Annotated in this window: 22 protein-coding genes; 7 read left to right on the forward strand and 15 right to left on the reverse strand. The window is 73.0% G+C overall.

The genetic code is table 11. The features are described 5' to 3' along the window. Positions 1–81 precede the first annotated feature (81 nt). Positions 82–5,619 carry an ATP-binding protein gene (locus tag ABD241_RS08105; protein ID WP_344060314.1) on the forward strand — a complete coding sequence of 1,846 codons (5,538 nt, stop codon included), beginning with the start codon at positions 82–84 and terminating at the stop codon, positions 5,617–5,619. Positions 5,620–5,704: 85 nt separating this feature from the next. Here ABD241_RS08105 and ABD241_RS08110 read toward each other — a convergent pair whose 3' ends face one another. The 7 genes from ABD241_RS08110 to ABD241_RS08140 all read right to left on the reverse strand — a co-directional run bounded on the left by ABD241_RS08110 (position 5,705) and on the right by ABD241_RS08140 (position 10,875). Next, positions 5,705–6,487, reverse strand: coding sequence for a hypothetical protein (locus ABD241_RS08110; RefSeq protein WP_344060317.1), 783 nt, complete (start codon positions 6,485–6,487; stop codon positions 5,705–5,707). A 160-nt stretch (positions 6,488–6,647) separates the two neighbouring features. After that, complete coding sequence (locus ABD241_RS08115; RefSeq protein ID WP_344060320.1) at positions 6,648–7,316, reverse strand: hypothetical protein; 669 nt, start codon at positions 7,314–7,316, stop codon at positions 6,648–6,650. Between the two features lie 176 nt (positions 7,317–7,492). Continuing rightward, positions 7,493–8,071 carry an RNA polymerase sigma factor gene (locus tag ABD241_RS08120; RefSeq protein ID WP_344060323.1) on the reverse strand — a complete coding sequence of 193 codons (579 nt, stop codon included), beginning with the start codon at positions 8,069–8,071 and terminating at the stop codon, positions 7,493–7,495. Positions 8,072–8,131: 60 nt separating this feature from the next. Beyond that, positions 8,132–8,464, reverse strand: a complete 333-nt coding sequence (locus ABD241_RS08125) for a DUF6510 family protein (RefSeq protein ID WP_344060330.1) — start codon at positions 8,462–8,464, stop codon at positions 8,132–8,134. Positions 8,465–8,474: 10 nt separating this feature from the next. Further along, the gene (locus ABD241_RS08130) at positions 8,475–9,245 is read right to left on the reverse strand and encodes a ferredoxin reductase (RefSeq protein WP_344060333.1); all 771 of its coding nucleotides are present in this window, start codon (positions 9,243–9,245) and stop codon (positions 8,475–8,477) included. Continuing rightward, on the reverse strand, positions 9,215–9,814 hold the full coding sequence (locus ABD241_RS08135; RefSeq protein ID WP_344060336.1) for a sulfite oxidase-like oxidoreductase: 600 nt from the start codon (positions 9,812–9,814) through the stop codon (positions 9,215–9,217). The genes ABD241_RS08130 and ABD241_RS08135 overlap by 31 nt, the downstream gene beginning before the upstream one ends. Positions 9,815–9,840: 26 nt before the next feature. Continuing rightward, entirely contained in the window at positions 9,841–10,875 is a 1,035-nt protein-coding gene (locus ABD241_RS08140) for a YdcF family protein (protein ID WP_344060339.1), read from the reverse strand. Positions 10,876–10,952: 77 nt separating this feature from the next. On the opposite strand from ABD241_RS08140, the gene ABD241_RS08145 reads away from it, so the two are divergent. Continuing rightward, on the forward strand, positions 10,953–12,365 hold the full coding sequence (locus ABD241_RS08145) for an alanine--tRNA ligase-related protein (RefSeq protein ID WP_344060342.1): 1,413 nt from the start codon (positions 10,953–10,955) through the stop codon (positions 12,363–12,365). Between the two features lie 90 nt (positions 12,366–12,455). On the opposite strand, the gene ABD241_RS08150 is transcribed toward ABD241_RS08145, so the two are convergent. From ABD241_RS08150 to pdxY, 5 genes are all read right to left on the reverse strand, one after another. Further along, positions 12,456–12,812, reverse strand: coding sequence for a YciI family protein (locus ABD241_RS08150; protein ID WP_344060345.1), 357 nt, complete (start codon positions 12,810–12,812; stop codon positions 12,456–12,458). Positions 12,813–12,910: 98 nt separating this feature from the next. Beyond that, positions 12,911–13,675 carry an HNH endonuclease family protein gene (locus ABD241_RS08155; RefSeq protein ID WP_344060348.1) on the reverse strand — a complete coding sequence of 255 codons (765 nt, stop codon included), beginning with the start codon at positions 13,673–13,675 and terminating at the stop codon, positions 12,911–12,913. Positions 13,676–13,764: 89 nt separating this feature from the next. Then, positions 13,765–14,157 (reverse strand): VOC family protein, encoded by a 393-nt coding sequence (locus ABD241_RS08160; protein ID WP_344060351.1) that lies wholly within the window; start codon positions 14,155–14,157, stop codon positions 13,765–13,767. An 8-nt stretch (positions 14,158–14,165) separates the two neighbouring features. Next, entirely contained in the window at positions 14,166–15,434 is a 1,269-nt protein-coding gene (locus ABD241_RS08165; protein WP_344060354.1) for an ATP-binding protein, read from the reverse strand. 231 nt (positions 15,435–15,665) lie between these two features. After that, entirely contained in the window at positions 15,666–16,514 is an 849-nt protein-coding gene (gene pdxY / locus ABD241_RS08170) for a pyridoxal kinase PdxY (protein ID WP_344060357.1), read from the reverse strand. Between the two features lie 96 nt (positions 16,515–16,610). On the opposite strand from pdxY, the gene ABD241_RS08175 reads away from it, so the two are divergent. Both ABD241_RS08175 and ABD241_RS08180 read left to right on the forward strand, forming a co-directional pair. Then, a complete protein-coding gene (locus ABD241_RS08175; RefSeq protein ID WP_344060360.1) occupies positions 16,611–16,934 on the forward strand; it encodes a rhodanese-like domain-containing protein in 324 nt (107 codons plus the stop codon). A gap of 5 nt (positions 16,935–16,939) precedes the next feature. After that, positions 16,940–17,509, forward strand: coding sequence for a CD225/dispanin family protein (locus ABD241_RS08180; protein ID WP_344060363.1), 570 nt, complete (start codon positions 16,940–16,942; stop codon positions 17,507–17,509). A 19-nt stretch (positions 17,510–17,528) separates the two neighbouring features. Here the strand turns inward: ABD241_RS08180 and ABD241_RS08185 are convergent, their stop codons facing one another. Further along, entirely contained in the window at positions 17,529–18,335 is an 807-nt protein-coding gene (locus ABD241_RS08185; RefSeq protein WP_344060366.1) for a hypothetical protein, read from the reverse strand. Between the two features lie 232 nt (positions 18,336–18,567). Here ABD241_RS08185 and ABD241_RS08190 point away from each other — a divergent pair, with 232 nt between their 5' ends. Then, the gene (locus ABD241_RS08190; RefSeq protein ID WP_344060369.1) at positions 18,568–20,241 is read left to right on the forward strand and encodes a phospholipase C; all 1,674 of its coding nucleotides are present in this window, start codon (positions 18,568–18,570) and stop codon (positions 20,239–20,241) included. A 67-nt stretch (positions 20,242–20,308) separates the two neighbouring features. Here ABD241_RS08190 and ABD241_RS08195 read toward each other — a convergent pair whose 3' ends face one another. Then, entirely contained in the window at positions 20,309–21,169 is an 861-nt protein-coding gene (locus ABD241_RS08195) for an Fpg/Nei family DNA glycosylase (protein ID WP_344060372.1), read from the reverse strand. 23 nt (positions 21,170–21,192) lie between these two features. Continuing rightward, entirely contained in the window at positions 21,193–22,317 is a 1,125-nt protein-coding gene (locus tag ABD241_RS08200; RefSeq protein WP_344060374.1) for an App1 family protein phosphatidate phosphatase, read from the reverse strand. A gap of 66 nt (positions 22,318–22,383) precedes the next feature. On the opposite strand from ABD241_RS08200, the gene ABD241_RS08205 reads away from it, so the two are divergent. Beyond that, positions 22,384–23,064, forward strand: a complete 681-nt coding sequence (locus ABD241_RS08205) for an N-acetyltransferase (RefSeq protein ID WP_344060377.1) — start codon at positions 22,384–22,386, stop codon at positions 23,062–23,064. Between the two features lie 94 nt (positions 23,065–23,158). Further along, a complete protein-coding gene (locus ABD241_RS08210; protein WP_344060380.1) occupies positions 23,159–25,084 on the forward strand; it encodes a penicillin-binding transpeptidase domain-containing protein in 1,926 nt (641 codons plus the stop codon). Positions 25,085–25,228: the final 144 nt, after the last annotated feature.

The raw sequence follows: 25,228 nt of genomic DNA on the forward strand, positions 1-25,228 counted from the left end.
GGCGCCTGTCTACTCGCCGGTCACCTCGACGGCGTGGAAGGCTGCGGGGTGCGACACCACCCCTCGTCGATAGGAGCCCCGATGATCTCTCGCATCGCCATCGTGAACCGCGGCGAGGCCGCCATGCGGCTCATCCACGCGGTGCGGGACCTCAACGCGGCAGCGGGGCCGGACGGCCACCGCATCGAGACGATCGCCCTGCACACCGAGGGCGAGCGGCGCGCGATGTTCGTCCGGGAGGCCGACCACGCGTACGACCTCGGGCCGGCGTCCGCGCGTCCCTACCTCGACTACGCCGTCCTCGAGCGCGCGCTGCGCGAGACGGGCGCCGACGCCGCGTGGGTCGGTTGGGGCTTCGTCGCCGAGCACCCCGCGTTCGCCGAGCTGTGCGAGCGCCTCGGCGTCACGTTCATCGGCCCGAGCGCCGAGGCGATGGTCAAGCTCGGCGACAAGATCGGCAGCAAGCTCATCGCCGAGGAGGTCGGCGTGCCCGTCGCGCCGTGGAGCCGAGGCGGCGTCGACACGCTCGAGGACGCCAAGGCAGCGGCCGCGCGCATCGGCTACCCCCTCATGCTCAAGGCCACGGCCGGCGGTGGTGGCCGCGGCATCCGCCGTGTCGACTCCGACGCCGACCTCACCGAGGCCTACGAGCGCACCCGGGACGAGGCGCAGCGCGCGTTCGGCTCCGGCGTCGTCTTCCTCGAGAAGCTCGTCACCGGGGCCCGGCACATCGAGGTGCAGGTCATCGCCGACACCCACGGCACGGCCTGGGCCGTCGGCGTGCGCGACTGCTCGGTGCAGCGCCGCAACCAGAAGGTCATCGAGGAGTCGGCCTCCCCGGTCCTGACCACCGAGCAGGCCGACGAGGTGCGCGTGAGCGCCGAGCGGCTCGCGGTCGCGGTCGGCTACGCCGGTGCCGGCACCGTGGAGTTCCTCTACCACCCGGGCGAGAAGTTCTTCGCCTTCCTCGAGGTCAACACCCGCCTGCAGGTCGAGCACCCCATCACCGAGGCCGTCACCGACACCGACCTCGTCAAGCTGCAGATCCACGTGGCCAACGGCGGCCGGCTCGACGAGCTCCCCGAGGGCCGGCCCACGCAGCGCGGCCACGCCGTCGAGGCGCGTCTCAACGCCGAGGACCCCGACCGCGACTTCGCCCCGTCCCCCGGCCGCATCAGCCTGCTCAACTTCCCCGCCGGCCCCGGCATCCGCGTGGACACCGGTGTGGGAGAAGGCGACTCGATCCCGGCTGACTTCGACTCGATGATCGCCAAGATCATCGCCTACGGCCGCGACCGCGACGAGGCCCTCGCCCGTCTGCGCCGCGCCATGTCCGAGACGACCGTCGTCATCGACGGCGGCGCGACGAACAAGAGCTTCATCCTCGAGCTGCTCGACCAGCCCGAGGTCATCGACGGTTCCGCCGACACCGGGTGGATCGACCGGGTGCGGGCCGAGGGCCGGCTCGTCTCCCACCGACACTCCGGCATCGCCCTCGTGGCCGCCGGCATCGAGGCCTACGAGGACGCCGAGGCCATCGAGCGCGCCCGCCTGCTCGAGTCCGCCCGCGGCGGGCGCCCGCAGGTGCAGCACACCGTCGGCCGCGCGATCGACCTCAAGCTGCGCGGGACGGCATACAAGGTCATGGTGCTGCGCACCGCGTCGCACCGCTACCGCGTCTCCGTCGTCAACGGCGGCGCCGAGCACGTCGTCGACGCGACGCTCGACCGGATCGACGAGTATGCCGGCCGCATCGTCGTCGAGGGACGCTCGCACCGCCTCGTCACCGCCACCCACGGACCCGTGCACCTCGTCGAGGTCGACGGCGTCACGCACCGCGTCACCCGCGACGAGGGCGGCGTCGTCCGCTCCCCCGCGCCCGCGCTCGTCGTCGCGACTCCGCTGCAGCCGGGCGACGAGGTCGCGGCCGGTGCACCGGTGCTCGTCCTCGAGTCGATGAAGATGGAGACGGTGCTGCCGGCGCCCTTCGCGGCCCGCGTGCGCGAGCTGCTCGTCTCGGTCGGCAGCCAGGTCGAGACCGGCGCGCCGCTCGTGCGCCTCGAGCCCACCGGTGACGAGGCCGAGGTGGTCGAGGCCGCGGGCGCCGACGTCGACCTCGACCTGCCCGACTCGAGCGCCGGGCAGGCGAGCCCGCGCGAGCGCGTCGACCGCGGCATCGAGGACCTCTCGGCGAGCCTCCTCGGCTTCGACGTCGAGCCCAACGGCGACAGCCGCACCCTGGGCGGCTACCTCGCGGCCCGCGAGGAGCTGGCCGCCGCCGGCACCGTCCCGCTCCCCGAGGAGATCGCCCTCCTCGAGCTGGTCACCGACGTCGCGGAGCTGAGCCGCAACCGCCCCGCGGCCGAGGAGCGCCACACCGAGCTGCTGGTCCACAGCCCCCGCGAGCACTTCCACTCCTACCTGCAGAGCCTCGACGTCGACCGGGCCGGCCTGTCGGCCGACTTCCGCGACAAGCTCGCCCGCGTGCTGCGGCACTACGGCATCACGGACTTCGAGCGCACGCCCGACCTGGAGGAGGCGGTCTTCCGCATCTTCCTCGCCCAGCAGCGCTCGGCCCCCGAGGTGCACCTGGCCACCTCGATCCTCCAGCGCTGGCTGGGCGAGCCGATCCCCGAGCCGCCGCTCGACGTCACCGTCCGCGACGCGCTCGACCGGCTCGTCGTGGCGACCCAGCTGCGCTTCCCGGTCATCGGCGACCTGGCGCGCAGCGTCCGCTTCCGCTGGTTCGACCAGCCGCTCGTCGACGAGGAGCGCGCGAGCGTCCTGGCCGGGGTGCGCGACAAGCTGGCCACCCTTGCGGCACAGCCGGACTCGCCCGACCACACGGCACGCGTCGACGAGCTGGCTGCCATCCCCGAGCAGATCGTGCGGTTCCTCGCCGAACGGCTGCACGACGGCGACACCCTGGCCCTCCCCGAGCACGAGCCGATGCTCGAGGTGCTGATCAAGCGGCACTACCGCGAGCACGAGCTGCACGGCCTGCACACCTTCACCGAGGGCGGCCGTCCCTTCGCCACCGCCGACTACACGCTCGACGGCCGTCACACGCACCTGACCTCGACAATCGGCAGCGTCGACGAGCTGGCCCCCGACAGCGCCCTCGACGCTGCCATCTCGAACGACGTGTGGGCCCGGCCCGAGGAACACCAGGCGGTCGTCGACCTCTACCTGCGCTGGGCCGAGGAGCCCGAGTCGCCCGACGAGGCCAGCGACCAGCTGGCCGAGCGGCTGCAGGGACTGCCCTTCGCCCAGGACGTACGCCGCGTGGCCGTCGCCGTGAGCGCCGGGCACGGTCGTGCCGTCGACTACTTCACCTTCCGCCCGGTCGAGGGCAGGCTCGTGGAGGACCGTCTCGTGCGCGGCGTGCACCCCATGGTCGGGCGCCGCCTCAACCTGTGGCGCCTCACCGCCTTCGACCTGACCCGCCTCGACGCCCCCGAGGACGTGCTGCTCTACGAGTGCGTTGCCCGCGACAACCCCGACGACCGCCGGCTGGTCGCGCTGGCCCAGGTGCGCCAGCTCGTCGTCGTGCGTGACGAGTCGGGGCAGGTGACCGGCCTGCCGCATGTCGAGCGTGCGATCACCAACTGCCTCGAGGCGATCCGCCGGGTCCGCACGAGCCGCGGCGCCAAGGGCTCCCGCCTCGACATGAACCACGTGTGGGTCCAGATCTGGCCGACCATCGACGCCGACCCCGGTCAGCTGACGACACTGCAGTCCAAGATCGCCCCGGTCACGGCAGGCGCCGGGATCGAGGAGGTGCTGATCCAGGCCACCGTCGCCGGCGCACCCGGCGAGGCCCCGCAGCCGATGGCGGGCCGCTTCTACTTCCAGCCCGGCTCCGGCGTCACCGGCACGCTCGGGGCCCCGCCCACCGAGCCGCTCAAGCCGCTCGACGACTACGCCTCCAAGGTCGTGCGGGCCCGCCGCCGCGGCCTCGTCTACCCCTACGAGCTGCAGTCGATGATCGCCGGCGAGGGCGGCTCGGTCGTCGAGCACGACCTCGACGACACCGGCGCCCTCGTCCCGGTCGACCGGCCGCAGGGCCTCAACAAGGCCGGCATCATCGTGGCCGTCGTCAGCTCGCCGACGGCCCGCCACCCCGAGGGCGTGACCCGGGTCGTGCTCTCCGGCGACCCGCTGCGCTCGCTCGGGTCAGTCGCTGAGGCCGAGTGCGCGCGCATCATCGCCGCGATCGACCTCGCCGAGCAGCTGCGCGTGCCGGTCGAGTGGTACTCCCTGTCCGCCGGCGCCCGCATCTCGATGGACTCCGGCACCGAGAACATGGACTGGGTGGCCCGCGCCCTCAAGCGCATCATCCAGTTCACCCAGGCCGGCGGCGAGATCAACATCGTCGTCGCCGGCATCAACGTCGGCGCCCAGCCCTACTGGAACGCCGAGGCGACGATGCTCATGCACACCAAGGGCATCCTCGTCATGACGCCCGACAGCGCCATGGTCCTGACCGGCAAGCAGTCGCTCGACTTCTCCGGTGGCGTCTCGGCCGAGGACAACTTCGGCATCGGCGGCTACGACCGCGTCATGGGCCCCAACGGCCAGGCGCAGTACTGGGCCAAGGACCTCGCCGGCGCCCGCGACATCCTCATGGCGCACTACGAGCACGCGTACATCCGCCCGGGCGAGGCCGGCCCGCGCCGCGTCTCGACGAGCGACCCGTCCGACCGTGACGTCACGGTCTACCCGCACGACCTGCCCGACTCCGGCTTCACGACGGTCGGCGACATCTTCAGCCCGCTGACCAACCCCGACCGCAAGAAGCCCTTCGACATCCGCACCCTGATGCGCGCGGTGTCCGACCAGGACCGTGAGCCGCTCGAGCGCTGGGCCGGCATGGCCGACGCCGAGACGGCGGTGGTCCAGGACGCGCACCTCGGCGGCATCCCGGTGTGCCTCATCGGCATCGAGTCCAAGTCGGTGCCACGCCGGGGCTTCCCGCCCACCGACGGCCCCGACACCTACACGGCCGGCACGCTCTTCCCGCGCTCGAGCAAGAAGGTGGCCCGCGCCATCAACGCGGCGAGCGGCAACCGGCCCGTCGTGGTCCTGGCCAACCTGTCCGGCTTCGACGGCTCACCCGAGTCGATGCGCAGCCTCCAGCTCGAGTACGGCGCCGAGATCGGCCGGGCCATCGTCAACTTCGACGGCCCGATCGTCTTCACCGTCGTCTCGCGCTACCACGGCGGCGCGTTCGTCGTCTTCTCCAAGACGCTCAACCCGCGCATGACGGTGCTCGCCATCGAGGGCTCGTTCGCGTCGGTCCTCGGCGGCGCGCCCGCCGCGGCCGTCGTCTTCTCGCGCGACGTCGACGCCCGCACCGCCTCCGACCCGCGCATCACCGACCTCGAGGCGCGCCTCGCCGCCGCCTCCGGTGTCGAGCGGGCCCGTCTCGTCACCGAGCTCGACGACCTCCGCACGTCGGTGCGTGCCGAGAAGCTCGGGCAGGTGGCCTCCGAGTTCGACACGGTGCACAGCATCCACCGGGCCGTCTCGGTCGGCTCGGTCGACGCCGTCATCGGCGCCGCCGAGATGCGCCCCCGCATCATCGCCGCCCTCGAGGAGGGCCTGACCGCCCGCTGACCACCCGCACCACACGAAGAGGGCGTATGCCGCCGGACCCGCCCCGCGGCATACGCCCTCTGGGTGGTGGCTGAAGGGTGGTGGCTCAGGGGATGGTCGTCGGGACCGGGGTGCCGGTGGACGAGTGGGGCGCGGTACCGGGCGTCCCGTGCGGCGCGGTGCCGGTCGCGTCGTCGGTCGGCCGCTCGCTCGGCTCCGCCGTCTCGCTGGGCTCGGTGGTCGAGTCGTCGGCGGCCTTGTCGGTGCCCTTGCCGGCCTTGGACTTCGTGGGCTCGTCGCTGGGCTTGCCGGTTCCCTTGCCCGTCGGCCTTCCCGCGCCGTTGCCGCCCTTCGTGCCCGAGGCTCCCGGAGCCGTGACGTCGGCGCAGAACGCGGCGAGCTTGCCGGCGCCACCGGCGGCCTCGACGAGGTTCTGGTACGCCACCGAGCCCTCGGCACCGGCCGACTGGTTGCCGTGCTTCGACCTGGCCTTCCAGGCGGTGCACAGCCCGTGCTTCGCGGGCCCGTTCGCGTCGGGACCCTTCGCCGTCGCCGTGGCGGTGGCGCCGGGCGTCGTCGTGCTGACGGCAGCGGGGCGCGCGGCGGGTGGCGCCGGTGCCCCTCCGGGGGTCGGCGGGCCACTCGCGGCGTGGGTCGACACGAGCACGACGGTCGTGACGCCGGCCAGCCCGGCCGCCACTCCACCCAGGGTGGCACCCAGCTTGGCGCCCAACGCCGTCGCGAACATCGTCTGCCTCCTCGGTCCGTTCCGCTGCTGGCCGACCTGGGCCCGGAAGGCGGCGAGAGCCGGTCCGATCCCGTCGAGCTCGCGCGCGGTCGGGGCCGCCCGCAGGGCGAGCACCACCCGGGCGAGGGACGGGTCGCGCATCGGGTCGCTCCCCGGCTCGCCCCGGTGGGTGCGACGCGATGAGCCGGGAGCGGCGTGACCGCGCTCCCGGCTCCTCTCGTCCCGCCGGTTCGTGCCCATGTCAGTCCCGAAGCGCTGCAACCTCACCCAGCGTTACAGCGCGAAGGCCGACGGCGGTGGCTCAGTGGCGCCCGGCGGGGTGGGACGTGTGGGTCGGCACGGCCTTCGGCCGGCCGGTCGAAGCGGTGTGCGGCCGCTTGGTCGTGGCGGTCTGCGGTCGTCCGGTCGACGCGGCGGCCGGCTTGCCGGAGGCCGTGGCGGGCTTGCCGGTGGCGCGCTGGCCGGAGCTGCCCGGCGCCGGCACCGTCGCGCAGTACGCCGCGACCTTGTCGGCACCGCCCGCCGCCTTCGCGAGGTTGGTGAAGGCGATGGAGTCCAGGGCCTTGCCCGTTCCGGCGCCGCGGCTCGTGAGGTTCTTCCACGCCGTGCAGAGGCCGTGGGCGGCGGGACCGGTGGCGTCGGGACCGACGGCGGTCGCGGTCGCGTCGGGGGTCTTGGTCGCGTCGGGGGTCTTGGTCGCGGCGGGGGTCTCCGTGGCGTCCGGCGTTTCGGTCTCCGTGGCGTCCGCCGTCTCGGTCTCGGTCGCCTCCGCGGTCTCGCTCGGGCCCGCGGTCTCGGCGGCGTCGGTGGTAGCCGAGGCGGCCGGGACCGTGGTGGGGCTCGCCGTGGAGTGCGTGCCGGACAGGGGGACGTTCGCTGACACGTAGACGACCGTGGCGGTGCCGCCGAGTCCTACGGCGATGCCGGCGATGGTGGCGCCGAGCTTGGCGCCTGCGAGGGTCGTGATCATGGATGGTCTCCGTCGTGGTGAGGGTGAGGGAACGGACGTGACCTGAGCGGTGCGCAGGGCCGCCAACGTGGGCGCGATCCCGTCCAGCTCCGAGGGGGTGGGCGGCGCTGTCAGCGCCGCCAGGAGCGGGGCGGGTGCGGCGTGGTCGGCCGGCGAGGGGTCTGGCGGTCGTGTGCTCATGTCACTTCACGAAGCGTCCGAAATGTCCCAGTCGTTACACCCGTCTCAGCGAGCATCGCGGACAGCGCCCGCAACCCGCGGTGGGCGGCCACGCGGACTGCGCCCGGACTGCGCCCGAGCAGGCCGGCCACCTCCTCGACGGAGAGCTCCGCGACGACGCGCAGCAGCACGACCTCGGCCTGCAGCGGCGGCAGGCGCCGCACCAGGGCGATGGCCTCGGCCGTGGTCAGCACCTGCTCGACCTCCTCGGCGCAGTCGGGCGCGAGCGGCGCGACCCAGGTCGTGGTCCGGATGCCGAGGCGAGACTCCCGGGCCCGCTTGCGGGCCGCGTCGACCGCGCGACGCCGGGCGGTGGTGAAGACCCAGGCGCGCCACGCCATCTCGTCACCCCTGAACGTGCGCAGGCCCTTGACGACGCCGAGCCACGTCTCGGCGGCCACCTCCTCGGGCGCCTGCTCCCCGAGGGCCAGGTAGCGCAGCAGCGCCGGGTTGAGGTCGCGCCACAGGCGCGCGAACGCGGCCTCGTCGCCCGCCCGCGCGTCGGCCAGGAGCGTCTCGAACTCCTGACCGATCACCGCACCAGTGTGGGCTCGGGGTCGTCGACCTGTCCGGGTTTCGCCCGGATGTGAGGTTGGTCAGGCCGGTGCGTCCGACGAGGCCGCCGGCACCGGCACCCGGAGCGAGACCGCCCCGCCGAGGTCCAGCCAGACCGCGTCGGGCGTGCGGACGACCCGCAGCAGCACGTCGTCGCAGCCCGGGCACCGACCGACGAGACCCGGCTCCGGGCCGTAGACCCGGAGCCGGGCCACCTCGTTGGCAGCGCCGCAGCCGCGGCAGCGCACGACAGCCGTCGTGACGTCGAGCGCGAACAGCTCGGAGAGTGGACCGGCCATGAGGTTGCCGTCCCAGTCCGCCGGCCGGCCTGGCGTCTCCGGATGCTGCTGCGGGTGCTGCTGTGGGTCGGTCATGGCTGCCTCCTCACGGGCCGCTGGGCCCGAATCTCTCCGTGCGGATGCGGTCGGGGGCGTGGCCCAGCCCGACGAGCAGGTTCGCCGCGCTCTCGACGAAGCCGGTCGGCCCGCAGACGTAGCAGGTGGGCTCCGCGGGTGCTCCCGCCGCACCGTCGCGGGACGGTGCGTCCAGGTCGGCGGCCCCCAGCCGCCCGGCCGGCCGGACCTCACCCTCGGGAGCCTTCCTGGTGTGCACGAGGTGGACCTCGACCCCGGGCGTCCCTGCCAGCGTCGCCAGATCCTCGCGGTAGAGCACGTCGTCGGAGCTGCGGACGGAGTAGACGAGCCGGAAGGGCGGCCCACCGGCAGCCGCTCGGGCGCGCAGCATCGACATCAGGGGGACGACCCCGGAGCCGCCGGCCACGAGCAGCACCGGGTCGGGCTGCCCGGGGCGCCAGACGAACCAGCCACCCACCGGGCCCCGCAGCCGCACGCCGTCGCCGACGGCGAGACCGTCGGCGAGGAACGGCGACACCTCGCCGTCCGGCACGCGCTGGACGGTGAGCTCGATCCGGTCGCCGTCCTGGGGCGCGGCGACCGAGTAGCTGCGCGTGGCGGTGTAGCCGTCCGCGGCCGTGAGCCGGACGTCGACGTGCTGGCCGGGCAGGTGGCCGGGCCAGTCGTCGACCTCGAGGACGAGGGTCACGGCGCTCGGGCTCTCGGGACGTCGCTCGACGAGCCTGGCCTCGCGCCAGGCTCGCCGGGCGCTCAGTCCCCCTGGTACCGCTGCTCGCGCCATGGGTCGCCGTAGTCGTGGTAGCCGAGCTGCTCCCAGAAGCCGGGCGAGTCCTCGAGCATCAGCTCGATGCCGCGGACCCACTTGGCCGACTTCCAGAAGTAGAGGTGCGGCACGAGCAGCCGCGCGGGGCCACCGTGCTCGGCGGGCAGGTCGTCGCCGTCGTAGCCGAACGCCACCCACGCCTGCCCGTCGAGCAGGTCCTCGAGGGGCAGGTTCGTCGTGTAGCCGCCGTAGCTGTGCACCAGGGCGAAGTCGGCGGCCGTCTCGACGTCGGCGAGCAGCGTGTCGAGCGAGACCCCGCGCCACTCGGTGTCGAGCTTGGACCAGCTCGTCACGCAGTGGATGTCGACGGTCACCGTCTCGGCCGGCAGCGCCATGAGCTCGTCCCACGACCAGGCGTGGCGGGTGCCGTCCTCGGTGGCCACCCACAGCTCCCACTCGGCGCGGTCGACGCCGGGGGTGGGTCCTGCGGACAGGACCGGGAAGTCGCCGGTGAGGTACTGCCCCGGCGGCAGCCGGTCGTCACTGCTCCTGCGCCGACCCTCGAAACCTCGCGTGACGAAGTCCATGTCGAGTCACTGTACGGCGCCCGGGCTCAGCGGGCCATGACGGCATACGCCAGGGCCGCCGTGCAGGCGGCCCACACAGCGAGGCCGGTGAGGTTGGTGCGCGGGCGCAGCGTGAGCGCGGCGACGTACTCCCGGAGGAAGGCGCTCGGGAGGAAGTACCACGCGGTCGGGGCGCCGGTGACGTCGGCGTCGATGCCGAGCCGCCGGGTGAGCAGCGCGGCGCGGCCGACGTGGAAGCTGCTCGTCACGACCCGCAGGTGACCGCCCGCCATCCCGCGCGCCCGCAGGATCTCCCGCGAGAGCAGCAGGTTCTCGTCGGTCGTGGTCGCCCGGTCCTCCGTCGCGACGCACTCGGGCGGCACGCCGTGGGCGACGAGGTATGCCGTCATGGCCAGTCCCTCGGACGTCGGCTCGTCCGGGCCCTGACCGCCGGTCGGGACGACGAGCGGGTCGCGGCCGTGCTCGTACGCGTCGCGCTCGTCGCGCCACGCAGCCAAGGCGGCGTCGAGCCGGTGCGCGAGCAGGCGCGGCACGGTGCCGTCGACGAGCCCCGAGCCGAGCACGACGATCGCCGTCGGGCCCGGTCGGGGACGGTGCCGGAGGTAGGTGAGGCAGTAGAGGACGTACGACAGCAGTGCGAGGCCGGCGTAGCACGGGAGCAGCAGGACGACGGCGCCCGCCAGCGCCGGCGCCGACGCGGTCGAGCCGGACAGGTAGAGCGCGATTCCGGCCGCCGTCGCGGCCAGCACGACGAGCCCCGCGGCGAGCGCCACGAGGGCGAGCCGGCCGCGGGTCGCGGGTCGGACGACCTGGCTGCCGAAACCGAGGAGCAGCAGGCCGAGCACCGCGGCCCCGAGCCACGGCAGCGCCAGCACGAGCGCCCCGCGGTCGAGCTGCACGCCGGCCCAGCCCCCGAGCGCGGACCCGACGGCCACCACGAGCGCCCAGAGCGCGCCGAGGAGGAGGACCCCCACGCGCCACCGCCTCGGCTCCACGCGTACGGCCCGGGCGTGGAGGACGAGGAACGCCGCTGCGAGGACGAGGGCGGCGAGCGGGCGCATGCGACGAGCATGCCTCCCCGCACCGTCTGCCACGAAACCCGCTGGTGGACGGACCCCTCCGGGTGTCGAATCGAGTCATGGATGCCGACGAGATCCGAAGCGCGTTCCTGGACCACATGGCCGCCCGCGGCCACACCGTCATCCCGCGCGCCTCGCTCGTCCCGGACGACGACCCGACCACCCTCTTCACCGGCAGCGGGATGCAGCCGCTGCTGCCCTACCTCCTCGGCGAGGACCACCCCGCCGGGCGCCGGCTCGTCGACAGCCAGACCTGCCTGCGCGTCCAGGACATCGAGGAGGTCGGCGACAACCGGCACACGACCTTCTTCGAGATGCTCGGCAGCTGGAGCCTCGGCGACTACTTCAAGGACGAGCAGCTGCCGCAGTTCTGGGCCTTCCTCACCGAGACGGTCGGTCTGGACCCGGCCCGGCTCTACGTGTCGTGCTTCATCGGGGACGAGGCACACGGCATACCCAAGGACGAGGAGTCGGCGCGGATCTGGACGCGGCTCTTCGACGAGGCGGGGATCCACGCCGACCAGGTCGAGCTGGGCAGTGAGGAGCGCGCCTCCGAGGTGGGCACCGGCGGCGCGCGAATCGCCTTCTACGGCAACAAGAACTGGTGGTGCCGGGAGGGCACGGCCGAGCGTATGCCGGTCGGCGAGCCGGGCGGTCCGGACACGGAGGTCTTCTACCTCTTCCCGCACGTGGAGCACGACCCGGCGTACGGCGCCCACTGCCACCAGAACTGCGACTGCGGCCGCTTCATCGAGCTGGGCAACTCGGTGTTCATGGAGTACCGCCGCACCGAGACGGGGTTCGAGCCGCTGCCGCGCCGCAACGTCGACTACGGCGGTGGCCTCGAGCGGATCGCCGCCGCAGCGCTCGACACCTCCGACGTGTTCCGCATCAGCCTGCTGTGGCCGGTGGTCGAGCGGCTGCAGGAGCTGTCGGGCCGCACCTACGAGCGGGAGCGGCTCGCGATGCGCGTCATCGCCGACCACCTGCGCGGGGCGACGTTCCTGGCCGTCGACGGGGTGCGGCCGAGCAACAAGACGCAGGGCTACGTCCTGCGGCGCCTGGTCCGGCGGGCCGTGCGCTTCGCCGTCGACCTGGGCATCGAGGACAACTTCTTCCCGCACGTCGTCCCGACCGTGGCCGGCGTCTACGCGCGCGCCTACCCGGAGGTGGCAGCGGCTGCCGACCGCGTCGTCGAGGTCCTGTCCCGCGAGGAGGACGTCTTCCGCCGGACGCTGCGCCGAGGCCTCGAGCGGCTGGAGGGCCACCGCGGGACGGTGGTGACCGGCGCGGACCTCTTCGTCCTCTACGACACGTACGGCTTCCCGGTCGAGCTGTCCACCGAGGTCGCCGTCACGGACGGCATCGCCGTCAGCCCCGAGTGGCGGCGCGAGTTCGACGAGCACATGGCGGCCCAACGAGCTCGGTCGAGGTCTGCGAAGTCACCTCGGGCGGCACGCTCGGTCCCGTAGTCTGAAGCCGGAAGGGCCGGGGCCGACTGCCACACCAATCCCTCCCTCACGGCTTGGCAGTCGCGTGGGGACCGGCCCTTCCGCCTTGCCTCAGAACTCGGTCACCGGCCGGATCTCGACGACCGGGTGGACCCGGACGAGCACCTCTGCCGCCTCGACGAGCGCCTCGTAGTCGTCGCAGGTGACGAGGAAGAAGCCGGTCAGCTGCTCGTCACCCTCCCGCCACGGGCCGTCGGCGACGACGGCCTCGGACCTCGGGCCGCGCGTGAGGGTGCGGGCGTGCCTGCTGTCCTGCAGCCCCGCGCCCCCGGTGACGGCGCCGCCGCGGGCGGCGAGCCGCTGCCCGAACTCGTAGTCGGTGTCGAAGGTGACCTGGCGTTCAGCCTCGGAGGCGGCCCCCCACTCCGCCTCGTTGTCGGCGGGGAACATGACGGCGTACTGCGGCATGGGCGTCCTTCGGCTCGGGTGATCTGTATGCCGTCGACAATGGCGGGTGGCAGCGCCGAATGGTGGCTTGGGACGTGGGCTCTTGCGTCGGCGCACCCCTAGCCGCAGGTGGCGAGCACGCGCCCGATGCTCGCCTTCTCGGCAGCCGTCACCCACAGGTGGTAGCGCGCCTTCACCGCGACCTGGCGGGCGACGTACGCGCACCGGAAGGCCTTGTTCGGCGGCAGCCAGCTCGCCGCGTCGGCGTCGCGCTTGGCGCTGTTGGTGCGCCCGTCCACGGCCAGCAGCTCCAGCGGATCGTTGGCGAGCGCCACGCGCCGGCTCGCTGACAGCTGCTGGGCCCCGGTGACCCAGGCATCCCCGAGGGCGACCACGTGGTCGATCTGGACCTGGGCGGAGCTGGACCTGCCGCGCACGAAGTCGAGCGTGCGGCCGGTGTAGGGGTCGGCGAGGATCCCGGCGAGGACCACGCAGCCGTGGGTCCCGGTCTTGAGTCGCGTGCCGGTGAGGTCGCGCCGCAGCACGTCGTTGCGGGTGTCGCAGCCGTTGTGGCCGCCGGCGACGTCGACGTCGTCGGTCCAGGGCGCCCCGAACGCGCTGCGGTCGTAGCCCGTCATGGGCGCACGGCCTTTGACTTGCAGCCGACCGAGAGCGAGCGAGGCTGCGCGCACGTCAGCCGGGGCGAGGCGCCAGGACGCCTGCGACGCAGCGGGGCTCGATGTCGTGGCGCCGCTCCCGGCGCTGGGCTCGACCCGCGTGGCACCGTGGCTCGCGCCCGCACCGGGCGATGCCAGCGGGAGCCCACAGCCACCGGCGAGGGTCGTGACGACGGCCGCGAGGGCGGCCGCGTGGAGGGCTCGCATGGTGCCTGCCTTCTGGGTGAGGGATGAGGTGGGAGCCGGCGTCGACCCGCCGGCCGGCCGCCTGTCGAGGGGCCGAGGGTGCGGGCCGCTCAGTACTGCGGCCCCGTGCGCCAGGCCATCTCCTGCAGCTCGAAGGTGTTGCCGTCCGGGTCCGAGAAGCTCGCACCGCGCACGCCGCCACCGAAGTCGTGGACCTCGCCTACGTCCACGCCCGCCCGGACCAGCTCGTCACGGGTCGCGTCGATGTCCTCGACGACGAGGTGCAGCCCCCTGATGCTGCCCGGCTCTCCGCGGTAGACGTCCAGGCCCGTTCCGAAGCCGACGGAGCAGCCGGAGCCCTCGGGCGTCAGCTGGACGACGCGGACCCCCTCGGCGGGCTGCACGTCGACGTCCTTGGTGAACCCCAGCTTGTTCGCATAGAAGTCGATGGCCCGCTCGACGTCCGAGACGGGCAACGGGACCAGCTCGAGCTTCATCTTCATGGTTCTCCTCAGGACTGGGTGCGCAGGTAGCGGCCGAAGTGGGGCACCGTGAAGGCGATCAGGCCGCGCTCCCCGGAGTAGATCAGGCCCTTCTTGATCAGGGCGTCGCGGGCGGGCGACAGCGACTGCGGCTTGCGGCCGAGCACGTCGGCTACGGCGGAGGTCGGCACCGCCTCGCGCTCGGTGACCCCGTCGCGGACGTATGCCGCCGCCTCGCCCTCCGCTGCAGCGTCGCCCTCTCCTGCGCCCTCCTTCTCGGACGCGCCGACGAGCGCAGCGTCCGCCATGGCGCGGAGGTACTCGCGCTCGGCCGGGGTCGCCCGCTCGAACCGCGAGCCGAAGAAGCCCACGGCGAGCTCGGCCTCGGCCTCGGGCACGGCCACCCGGATGTCCTCGGCGGTGATGGGCGAGGTCGGCGCGACGTCCCAGACGACCTTGCCGTAGGCCTGGATGAAGTAGGGGTAGCCGGCGGTGACGGCATACATCTCGTCGAGGGCCTCGGGGGTGAACTCGCACCCCTCCTCGGCGGCCGGGCCGACGAGGGCCCGGTCGGCGGAGTCGCGCGGCAGGCGGTCGATGCGTGAGTAGCGGAAGAGCCTCTCCGAGTAGGACTTCGAGGCGGAGAGGACCGCGGGCAGGTGCGGCAGGCCGGCGCCGACGACGATCACGGGCAGGCCCGACTGCGAGATCTCGTGGCAGGCCGCGCACAGGGCCGAGACGTCGTCGGGGTCGAGGTCCTGCATCTCGTCGATGAAGAAGGCGACTCCCTTGCCGACGTCGGCGGCGAGTCCCCCGATGTCGGTGAAGAGCTCGACGAGGTCGATCTCGATGTCACCGGAGTCGGCGCGGCCGGTCGAGGCCGGGACGTCGATGCCGGGCTGCCACCGGTCGCGCAGCTTGGCGCCGGTGGGCGCGTCGCGCAGCACGAACGCCTTGATGATGCCGAGCACCTGGTCGACCTCGTCGCTGCGCGGGTGGCCGAGCTCGCGCACCGCCTGGTGGGCGGCCGCCGCGAGCGGGCGGCGCAGCCGCTGGTCCGGCCGGGCCTCGAACTTGCCGGTGCCCCAGTCGGCCCGCACCGCCGAGCTGCGCAGGGCGTTGAGCAGGACGGTCTTGCCGACACCGCGCAGTCCGGTCAGGACGATGGACCGCTCCGAGCGACCGCGCGCGATCCGCTCGAGCACGACGTCGAAGGTGCGCAGCTGCTCGTCACGACCAGCCAGCTCGGGCGGGCGCTGACCGGCCCCGGGGGCGTACGGGTTGGTGATCGGGTCCACGATCGGAGGCTATACGCCTGTCTACCGCAAACCCGAGACGTCGCGATAAGCCGCGATCGGCGCGTCGCGGTGTGCCGAGGGAGCACCCTTGCGATCCGGTTGCACGGGGATGTGCAGTCGCTGGATCCGGATTCCATCGAAACCTGGCATGAAAAAGCGCCGTTCCGCACGGTCAGGGGTGGTCATGCGGAACGGCGCGCAGCGACTATAACGCCCCGGGGGGTACGCCGGTCAAGAGATCGCGGCGATCTCGAACTTCTCGTCGGGGTTGGCGATGGCGTCCTGCTCGGCCACGAGCAGCATCTCCTCCGACCCCTTGGCGTGCGTGCGCTCCAGGACGGCATACATGGTCGCCGCCGTGCGGCGCAGGGCGACCTCCGGGCCGTCGGTCAGGTGGTGCGCGAGGAAGAGGGCGGCCGTCACGTCACCGCCGCCACGGACGGTCATCGGCAGCATCGGCGTCGTGACGACCCACGCGTCGTCGGCGGTGACGCACGCCATCTGGATCGCCCCGTCCGGGGTGTCGGAGGTGACGGCGCTCGTCACGAGCACGACCGACGGGCCCCGCGCGATGAGCTCGCGCGCGGCAGCCACGAGGTCGGCCTGCGTCGTCACCTCGCGCCCGACGAGGAACTCGAGCTCGAACTGGTTCGGCGTGACGATGTCGGCCTTGGGAACGACGTGGTCGCGCATGTACTCGGGGATGCCGTCGCGCACGAAGAACCCGCGACCGACGTCGCCCATGACGGGGTCGCAGCAGTAGACGGCGGCGCGGTTGACGTCCTTGACGCGGGCGACGGCATCGAGGACGACCTCGCCGACGGCCTCGGCACCCTGGTAGCCGGAGAGCACGGCATCGATCGTCGGGAACGCGCCGCGCTCCTCGACCCCGTCGATGACGGCGGCGACGTCGGCCGGCGCGATGAGCGGCCCGCGCGTGGAGCCGTAGCCGGTGTGGTTGGAGAAGGTGACCGTGAGGACGGGGTAGACCTCGTGGCCGAGCCGCTGCAGGGGGAAGACCGCCGCGGAGTTGCCGGCGTGGCCGTAGGCGACGTGGGACTGGATCGACAGGATCTTCACCTTCCTCACGATAGTGGCCGCACCGCCCGCCACCGGGCGCCGGGAGCTCCCCTCGACGCCACGGGTTGGCGGGTGCGCGCGTGTCAGGATGGGGGTATGAGCGCGATCCCCACGACGACCGTGACCCAGCTGCCTGACGACGCCGTGCTCGTCGACGTCCGCGAGCCGCACGAGTGGGAGGCCGGCCACGCGCCCGGCGCCATCCACATCCCCCTCGGCGAGCTGCCGAGCCGCATAGGGGAGCTGCCCGAGACCGACGACGCCGTGGCCATCGTGTGCCGTTCGGGCGGCCGGTCGGCCCGTGCCGTCCAGTGGCTCGCGCAGCAGGGCTACGACGTCGTCAACGTCGAGGGCGGCATGCTCGAGTGGCACCGCACCGGCAAGCAGCTCGCGGGCGACGGCGACCCGACCATCCTCTGACCGCCATGGACGACAGGCAGCGCGACCGCGAGGCGGGTCAGCCCGACCCCACGCACGACACCTGGTCGGCGTGGTTGCCGCAGCTCGACCCACCGACGTCTCCGCTCCCGCAGGAGCCGGGACAGCCCGAGCCAGAGTCGGCCGTGCCGCCGGTGCCGCCGGTGGCGACAGCGCCTCCCGGGCCGACGAAGAGCGCGCCGCGGCTCCCGCAGGCGTCGCTGCCGCCGCCGACCACCCGTCCGACCGCGATCCCCGCGCCGACACCGCGGACGTATGCCGCCCGCTCGGCTGGGCGAGCGCAGCCCGACCCGTTGGGCTTCGCGCCACCCCCGGCGAACCACCTGGGCGCCGCGATCCTGTGCACCATCGTGTGCTTCATGCCCTTCGGCATCGTGGCCCTCGTCAAGGCGGTGTCGGTCAACAGCCTTTGGGCCCTGGGCCGCGTCGACGCCGCCCACCGTGCCTCTCGGTCGGCCCGGAACTGGTGCCTGCTCGCCGCCCTGGTGTGGCCCGTCGTGCCGGTCCTCGCCTTCGGCCTCTTCATCGTCGTCGGCATGGCCCTGTCCATGCGCTGAGCGACCCATCGGCTCCGGCTCAGGGAGCCGGGATCGCCGCCGGCGGGGTGCACACCAGCTCGTCGCCCTGCGGTGCGGCCACCGGCACCTGGACGACCCCCTTCACGGCCGAGGGGCGGCCCGGCGCCGTCCGCCCGTCCGCCTGGAGGCAGAACTGCCACGTCGCCACGGCCGGGTCGACGGGCTGCCGTGGAGCCGAGAAGGACTCGCCCGGCACGTCGAGCGTTGGCGGCCACACGGCATACGCCCTGCCGGTGAGGGACACGCCGGGGGCGACGGTGTGCGCACCGATGACGGGAGCGGCCATGAAGCGGACGTTCGGCGCGGTGGCGAACCCCTGCTTGCTGAGGCGCAGCACCCCCGACTGCTCGTAGACCCAGGCGTGCTGCAGGTCGACGCCCGCGGGCAGGGTGGCGCTGCCGAGGTCCTGCGGCACGACGTCGTAGGCCAGGACGGGTGTGGAGCCGGTGTTGGTCAGCCGGTAGTCGACGACGAGTCCGGGCCGCACGGACATGCCGGCCGACGTGCCGGACGCTGTGCCGGACGCTGTGCCGGACGCCGTGCCGCCGCCCTGCACCTGGCCCTCGTGGGACATCGTGGCCTCGAGGCGCAGGCCGCCGACGACAGCGGTCCGCGTGGGGGCCGACCCGGTCGACGACGCGGCGCCCGGCGCCGGCGTCGTGCTGCGCGACGACGAGCTCGCCTGACCGCACGCGCTCGTGGCGAGGACGGCTCCGAGCGCGAGGCTGGCCAGCGGCCGGGCCCCGCGCGCGAGGCCGTGTCGGGTGGGTCGGGTGTGGGGCTCCATGACGGTGAAGACAACCACGGGGGCCCGACCGTTGCACCCCGGCCGGAAAGTCCTTGTCTGGACACAACCTGCGTGCCGCCCCGACGTGGGCTGGGTGAACGGCGACGCCACGGCACATCTTCGGCAAACAGTGCTTAAAGGGCTGCTCCGTAGGGGCTCACGAGGCCTCGCGCGGGCGTACGGTCACCCCGGCCCTGCAGGCGGCGCGCCCAGCCCCGCCCGGCCGAACCAGCCGCCCAGAGGAGATCCCATGAAACGCTCCGTCCGCCTCGCGCTCGCCGGCGTCGGCGCTGCCGCGCTCGTCGTGCCGGCCGTGGCCGCCGCCGGCGCCGTCAGTGCCCAGCCGGCCCCGGCACGCGCGTCGGCGTCGTCCACCACCACGACGCCCATCAAGCACGTCGTCGTCATCTTCGGCGAGAACGTGTCGTTCGACCACTACTTCGCCACCTACCCCAAGGCGGCGAACCTGCCCGGTGAGACCCAGCAGGGCTCGGCCACGCCCGCCCCGACGTTCCGCGCGGCGCCCGGCACGCCCGGCGGCATCGCGACGCTCGCCCACGACCGACTGCTCGCTCCGAACAACCCCAACTCCGTCCAGCCGCAGCGCCTCACGCCCGGCCAGGCCGTCACCTGCGACCAGGACCACACGTACACCAACGAGCAGAAGGCCTACGACGCCGGCGCGATGGACAAGTTCGTGGAGTTCACGAGCAAGGACGCGTGCGCCGCGCCCACCTTCGGGCGCGAGGGCCTGACGATGGACTACTACGACGGCAACACGGTCACGGCCATGTGGAACTACGCCCAGCACTACGCGATGAGCGACCACGCCTTCAGCACGACCTTCGGCCCGTCGAGCCCGGGCGCGATCAACCTCGTCTCCGGGAACACCCACGGCGTCAAGGAGTTCAACGCCGACGGCACCCCGGCGACGACCCCCGCCACCGGCGACTACACGGTGCGCTTCCCCGACGCGAACGGCGTGGGCACCATGACCGGTGACCCCGACCCCGTCTACGACGACTGCTCCAACAACAGCCACGCGAGGAGCTACACGCTCGCGGCGATGACCGGTCGCAACGTCGGCGACCTGCTGAACGCCAAGAAGGTGTCGTGGGGCTGGTTCCAGGGCGGCTTCACGCCGACCACCCCGGCAGCCGGTGGCGCCCCCGCAGCGTGCCTCACCACGCACACCAACGTCGCCGGCGTGAGCTCGACCGACTACAACCCGCACCACGAGCCGTTCCAGTACTACGCGTCGACGGCCAACCCGCACCACCTGCCCCCGGCGAGCGCTGCGGAGATCGGCCACGACGGCCAGGCCAACCACCAGTACGACATGACGGCGTTCGACCAGGTCGTCGGCACCGACAACCTGCCGGCCGTCAGCTTCCTCAAGGCCCCGAACTACCAGGACGGCCACGCCGGCTACTCCGACCCCCTCGACGAGCAGCACTTCGTCGTCAAGGAGGTCAACGCCATCCAGAAGTCGAAGAACTGGAAGGACACCGCGATCGTCCTGGCCTACGACGACTCGGACGGCTGGTACGACCACGTCGCCGCCCAGGTGAAGAACGCCTCCGACACCACGGACGACGCCGCGTTCTGCACGCGGGCCGCCGCCTCCGGCGTGCCGATCGCGCAGGGCTACCAGGACCGCTGCGGCCCCGGCCCGCGCCAGCCGCTCGTGGTCATCTCGCCCTTCTCCAAGGCGAACTTCGTCGACCACCACCAGACCGACCAGGCCTCGATCCTGCGCCTCATCGAGGACAACTGGGGCGTCGGCCGCATCGGTGACGGCTCGGCCGACGCCTGGGCCGGTTCGATGCGTGGCCTCTTCTCGTTCGACGCCTCGCCCGCACCGCAGGTGATCCTCGACGAGACGCGCGGCACCGTCGTCTCGGTCACCCGCAAGCACCACTGAGCCGCACGGGAAGGGCGCGCCGGGTCACCCGGCGCGCCCTTCCTGCGTGCGCCTGCGTGACGCGGGCCTACTTGAGCAGCCGCGACAGGCGCCGGTCGGCGAGCGGCTTGCCGCCGGTCTGGCAGGTCGCGCAGTACTGCAGGGAGGTGTCGGCGAAGGACACCTCACGCACGATGTCGCCGCACACCGGGCACGCCTCGCCGGTGCGCGCGTGGACCCGCATGCCTGCGCGCTTGGCGTCCTTCAGCTCCTTGGCCGGCTTGCCCGACGCCGTCGAGACCGCGCTCTTCAACGTGTCGCGCAGGGCGGCATACAACCGGTCGACGACCTCGGGGGCGAGCGACCCGGCGATCGCGAAGGGACTGAGCTTGGCGACGTGCAGGATCTCGTCGGAGTAGGCGTTGCCGACGCCGGCGATGAACTCCTGGTCGCGCAGCAGGCCCTTGATCTGGGTGCGGCGCCCCTCGAGCATCGAGCGGAACCGTTCGAGCGTGAAGTCGTCGGCCATCGGGTCGGGCCCGAGCCGGGCGATGCCGGGCACCTCGGCCGGGTCCTTGACGATGTAGGCGGCCAGCGACTTCTTCGTGCCCGCCTCGGTCAGGTCGAAGCCGGAGCCGTCGGACAGGCGTACGCGCAGGGCGATCGTCGACTTGCCGGGGCGCACGACGGTGGTGGGCAGCTGGTCGGACCAGCGCAGCCAGCCGGCGCGGGCGAGGTGGAAGACGAGGTGCGTGCCGTCGGCGTCGATGTCGAGGAACTTGCCGTGGCGGTGGACGCCGTCGATCGGGGCTCCCTCGAGCGCCTGCGGCGGCGGGTTGAAGGTCTTGAGCACGCTGAACGACGCGAGCTCGACCGCCGTGATGGCAAGTCCTTGCGTCCGCTCGGCGAGGAAGTCGACGAGCGCCTGCACCTCCGGCAGCTCAGGCATGGGCCCAGTCTGTCATCCGGCGGTCACCCGGCAGCTCCGGAAGCACGGACCGAACGGCCCGGCCGCGAGGGCTGCTCGTCGGAGGCGACGGGCTCGCCGACCTTGCCCACGGAGTCGAGGACTCGCAGGAGGCCGTGCCCGTCGACCGCCGAGAAGGTCGGCACCGACCGCGAGACCCACGGGCGGGTGGGCGAGTCGATCTTGATCGGGTTGGCGAGCACCTGCTCCTTGGCCGACAGGTGCCGGATGCAGATGGCGTCGACGCGCTCGGGGCGCGCCTCGGCGAAGTCGGCGTAGAGCTGCGGGTCGTGCTGGCCGTCGTCGCCGACGAGCAGCCACTTGATGTCGGGGAAGTCACGGGCGAGCCGGTCGAGGCTCGTGCGCTTGTGCGCCTGGCCGCTGCGGAACCAGCCGGTGTTGGTCGGGCCCCAGTCGGTGAGCATGAGCGGCCCGAGCGGGAAGCCGTTCTCGACGAGGAACCGGTTGAGGGTCGCGGCGGTGTTCCACGCGCCGGTCGAGACGTAGACGATCGGGGCACCGGGGTGCGCCGCGAGCAGGCGGCGGTACATCGGGGCCATGCCCCAGACCGCGTGGCGCGCCTTGCCCTTGCGCACGAAGGTGTTGAAGGCCGCGATCATCGGGCGCGGCAGCATCGTCGTGATGACGGTGTCGTCGATGTCGCTGACGATCCCGAAGGTCACGTCGTCGGCGACGATGAAGACGTCGGCCGCGACCGGGTCGGTGCCCTGCACCTCGACGACGACCTGCTGCCAGCCGGGCTGGAGACCGTGGTCGCGGGCGACGATGTCGACGTGGCCGCCACGGTCGGACCGGCCGTAGACCTCGCGCTCGCCCACCGTCACCTTGACGGGTACGCCGGTGGCGGGCGAGGTGATGAAGGCGCGCCAGCCGCGGTCGTAGTGCGCGGGGCTCAGGGCACCGGTCGCGTCCTGCCGGGCCTCGGGGCCCTCGGTCTGCTCGCGGCCCTTGCGGCCCAGGACGACTCGCGCGAACACGCGCACGAAGGAGGACGAGCCGTAGCCGACGTGGGTGATGACGCGGTTGCCCCAGCCGCGGCTGCGCAGCACGCGTTCGACCTGCTCGTGGACGGCGTCCTCGACGATGGCGGCCGCGTGCGGTCGTGACATGGCCTCAACCTACCTGCGCCCACCGTCAACCGGGACGTACGGACGGTTACCAGCAGGTACCACCAGATGGACCCCATCGGGCGCGCCGGCGCCGTGCCGGGTTTGATGGGCGACGTGCACCCCATCGGCGAAGTACTCAGCAGGGCCGTCGACGGCGACTTCCCCGCCGTCGACGGCGGGTGGCGACGCGTGGAGCCGTGGCGCTCCGGCGTCGAGGGCGTCGTCGCCTTCACCGGTCACGCGTACCTGGCCGTCGACGACGAGATCTCCGACGGCACCCTGAGCGGCCTCGGCCCCGACGGCTTCGGGGGCGCCAGCAACCCGCGCCTGGTCTCCCGGCTCGCGGGCAGCGGCTGGATCGACGCGCTGGACATCGTCCTCGTCGCGCGGGGGGCGGGCGGCGAGCCGGCCCTCGTGCCGCGCAGCGACCTGCGCAACCACCCGCGCGCCCAGCACGCGACGTCGGTGCGCAGCGACGTCGCGACGTACGGGTATGCCGCCCCCGACGACCACACCCTCGTGACCCTCTCGACGGGGCTGGGTGGGCTGCTCGAGGTGGGGCTCGAGACCGACCCGGCCAAGGACCACGTGGGGGCGCAGGTCGTGCGCGACGCGCTGACCCTGGTCCCCGAGGACGAGGTGGTCGTGGCCGCATGTGCTCCCGGCAACGCCCGCGCGCTGCGCGCCTTCATGGCCGCCGGGTTCGAGCCGGTCGCCTCGGTCCAGCTCTGGCGGCCCGAGCGCTGAGTCTTCGCAGGCTGACCGCATCCTGAGCGTCCGGTACTGCGCTTCGGGGCTGGGCCTCCGAGGGCTGTCCCGGGCCGGCACTACCGTGGTGCCCATGCTCAGGGCATCTCGGGTCAAACCTGTCGTCGCCGTCGCGCTGGCGGCTCTCGTCGTCGGCACCTCCAGCGCCGGCTGTTCGCTCTTCTCCTCGCCGCCCGAGCCGGGTGACGCCGCCCGCGCCCTGGCCGGCGGCCTCTCGACGGGCAACCTCGGCGCCGTGGAGTTCGCGAACACGACGCCGGCGAAGGCGACCGCGTTCGTCGCGAAGGCGTACAAGGGCCTGGGCACCCTGCGCCCGCAGGTGTCGCTCAGCAAGCTCAGCCACAACGAGGGGTCCGACCACGCCACCGCGACGCTCTCAACCCGCTGGGACGTCTCGGCGTCGCCCACCGACTGGACCTACGAGACGAAGGTCGACATGGCCCTCGTCGACGACCGGTGGAAGGTGAGGTGGAGCCCCGACGTGGTGGCGCCCGACCTCGCCCCGGACGAGAGCCTCTCCATCACCCGCAAGTGGCCGCGTCGGGCCGACATCGTCGACTCGGCGGGCGGGAAGATCATGACCGAGCGCGAGGTCGCCGTCGTCGGCATCGACAAGACCAAGGTCTCCGGGGCGCAGGCGACCGCCTCGGCGCGGACGCTGGCCGAGCTGCTCGGCATCGACGCCGGCCGGTTCGCCGCGAAGGTCGGTGCCGCCGGGGCCAAGGCCTTCGTGCAGGGCCTGACCGAGCGGGCGACGGACCCCCTGCTGACGAAGAACGGACCGGCCATCCAGAAGATCAAGGGGGCCCTGACCGTCCCCACGATGCAGGTCCTCGGCCCGAGCCGCACCTGGGCCGCACCGATCCTCGGGAGCGTCGGCGAGGCCACGGCCGAGCAGGTCGCCAAGTCGAAGGGGACCCTCGAGGCCGGCGACATGGTGGGGGTCAGCGGGCTGCAGTACCGCTACGACGCGCAGCTGCGCGGCACGCCCGGCCTCGCCGTGCTGGCGGTCAAGCGCGGCGCCGACGGCAGCGTCCTCGACAAGCGCGAGCTCTTCGCCGAGCTGTCCAAGGAGGGCGAGCCGCTCAGGCTCAGCCTCGACCAGAAGGCGCAGAGCGCCGCCGAGGCGGCCCTGGCCGGCCAGACGGCGCGCCCCACCGCCCTCGTTGCCGTACGCGTGTCGACCGGTGAGGTGCTCGCCGCGGCCGTCGGGCCCGGTGCCGCCGGTGCCCCGCTCGCGCTGGCGGGGAAGGAGGCGCCCGGGTCGACCTTCAAGATCGCCAGCTCGCTCGCCCTCGTGCGCAAGGGCGCGACGGCGGCCACGAAGCTGCCCTGCACCGACACCCTCACGGTCGACGGGCGCCAGTTCGGCAACTACACCGGCTACCCCCAGGACAAGCTCGGCGACATCCCGATGCAGACGGCGCTCGCGTTCTCGTGCAACACCGCCTTCATCAGCCAGCACGCCAAGGTGAGCCAGGACGACCTCGCGCAGGCGGCGCAGTCGCTCGGCATGGGCGAGAAGCTCGACCTGCCGTTCACCGGCTTCCTCGGGTCGGTGCCCGCGACCGACAACGAGGTGGAGCACGCCGCCTCGTTCATCGGCCAAGGACGGGTCGAGGCCTCACCACTGACGATGGCCCTGGTCGTCGCCTCGGTGATGAAGGGCCAGACGGTGCGGCCCGTGCTGGTGGAGGGCGCCCCGGCGCTGCCCCCGCCCGCGAAGCCGCTCGACCCGGCCGAGGCAGAGGTCCTGCGCCAGGAGATGAGCGCGGTCGTCAAGGAGGGGTCGGGCAAGGTGCTGGCCCCGCTCGGCGTGCAGTACGCCAAGACCGGTACCGCCGAGTTCGGCACGAAGAACCCGCCCGACACGCACACGTGGATGGTGGCCGGCCGCGGCGACATCGCCATCGCCGCCTACAACGAGGTGGGCGACAACGGCGTCACCGGCTCCGCGCCCTTCATCGTCAGCTTCCTCAAGGCCTACAACCCCGGCTGACCCGCCCCTCCCACGGCCCTTCCTCCTACCCGTCGAGTGGGCACTTCGACACCACTTGTGCACAGGTGCAACGGCGACGAAGTGCCCACTCGACGTAGGGGCCTGTGGACAAACGCGCGAAAGTGCCCACTCGACGGGGTCCCG

Origin of the sequence: Terrabacter lapilli (genome assembly GCF_039531305.1) — a bacterium.
Lineage (GTDB): Bacteria > Actinomycetota > Actinomycetes > Actinomycetales > Dermatophilaceae > Terrabacter > Terrabacter lapilli.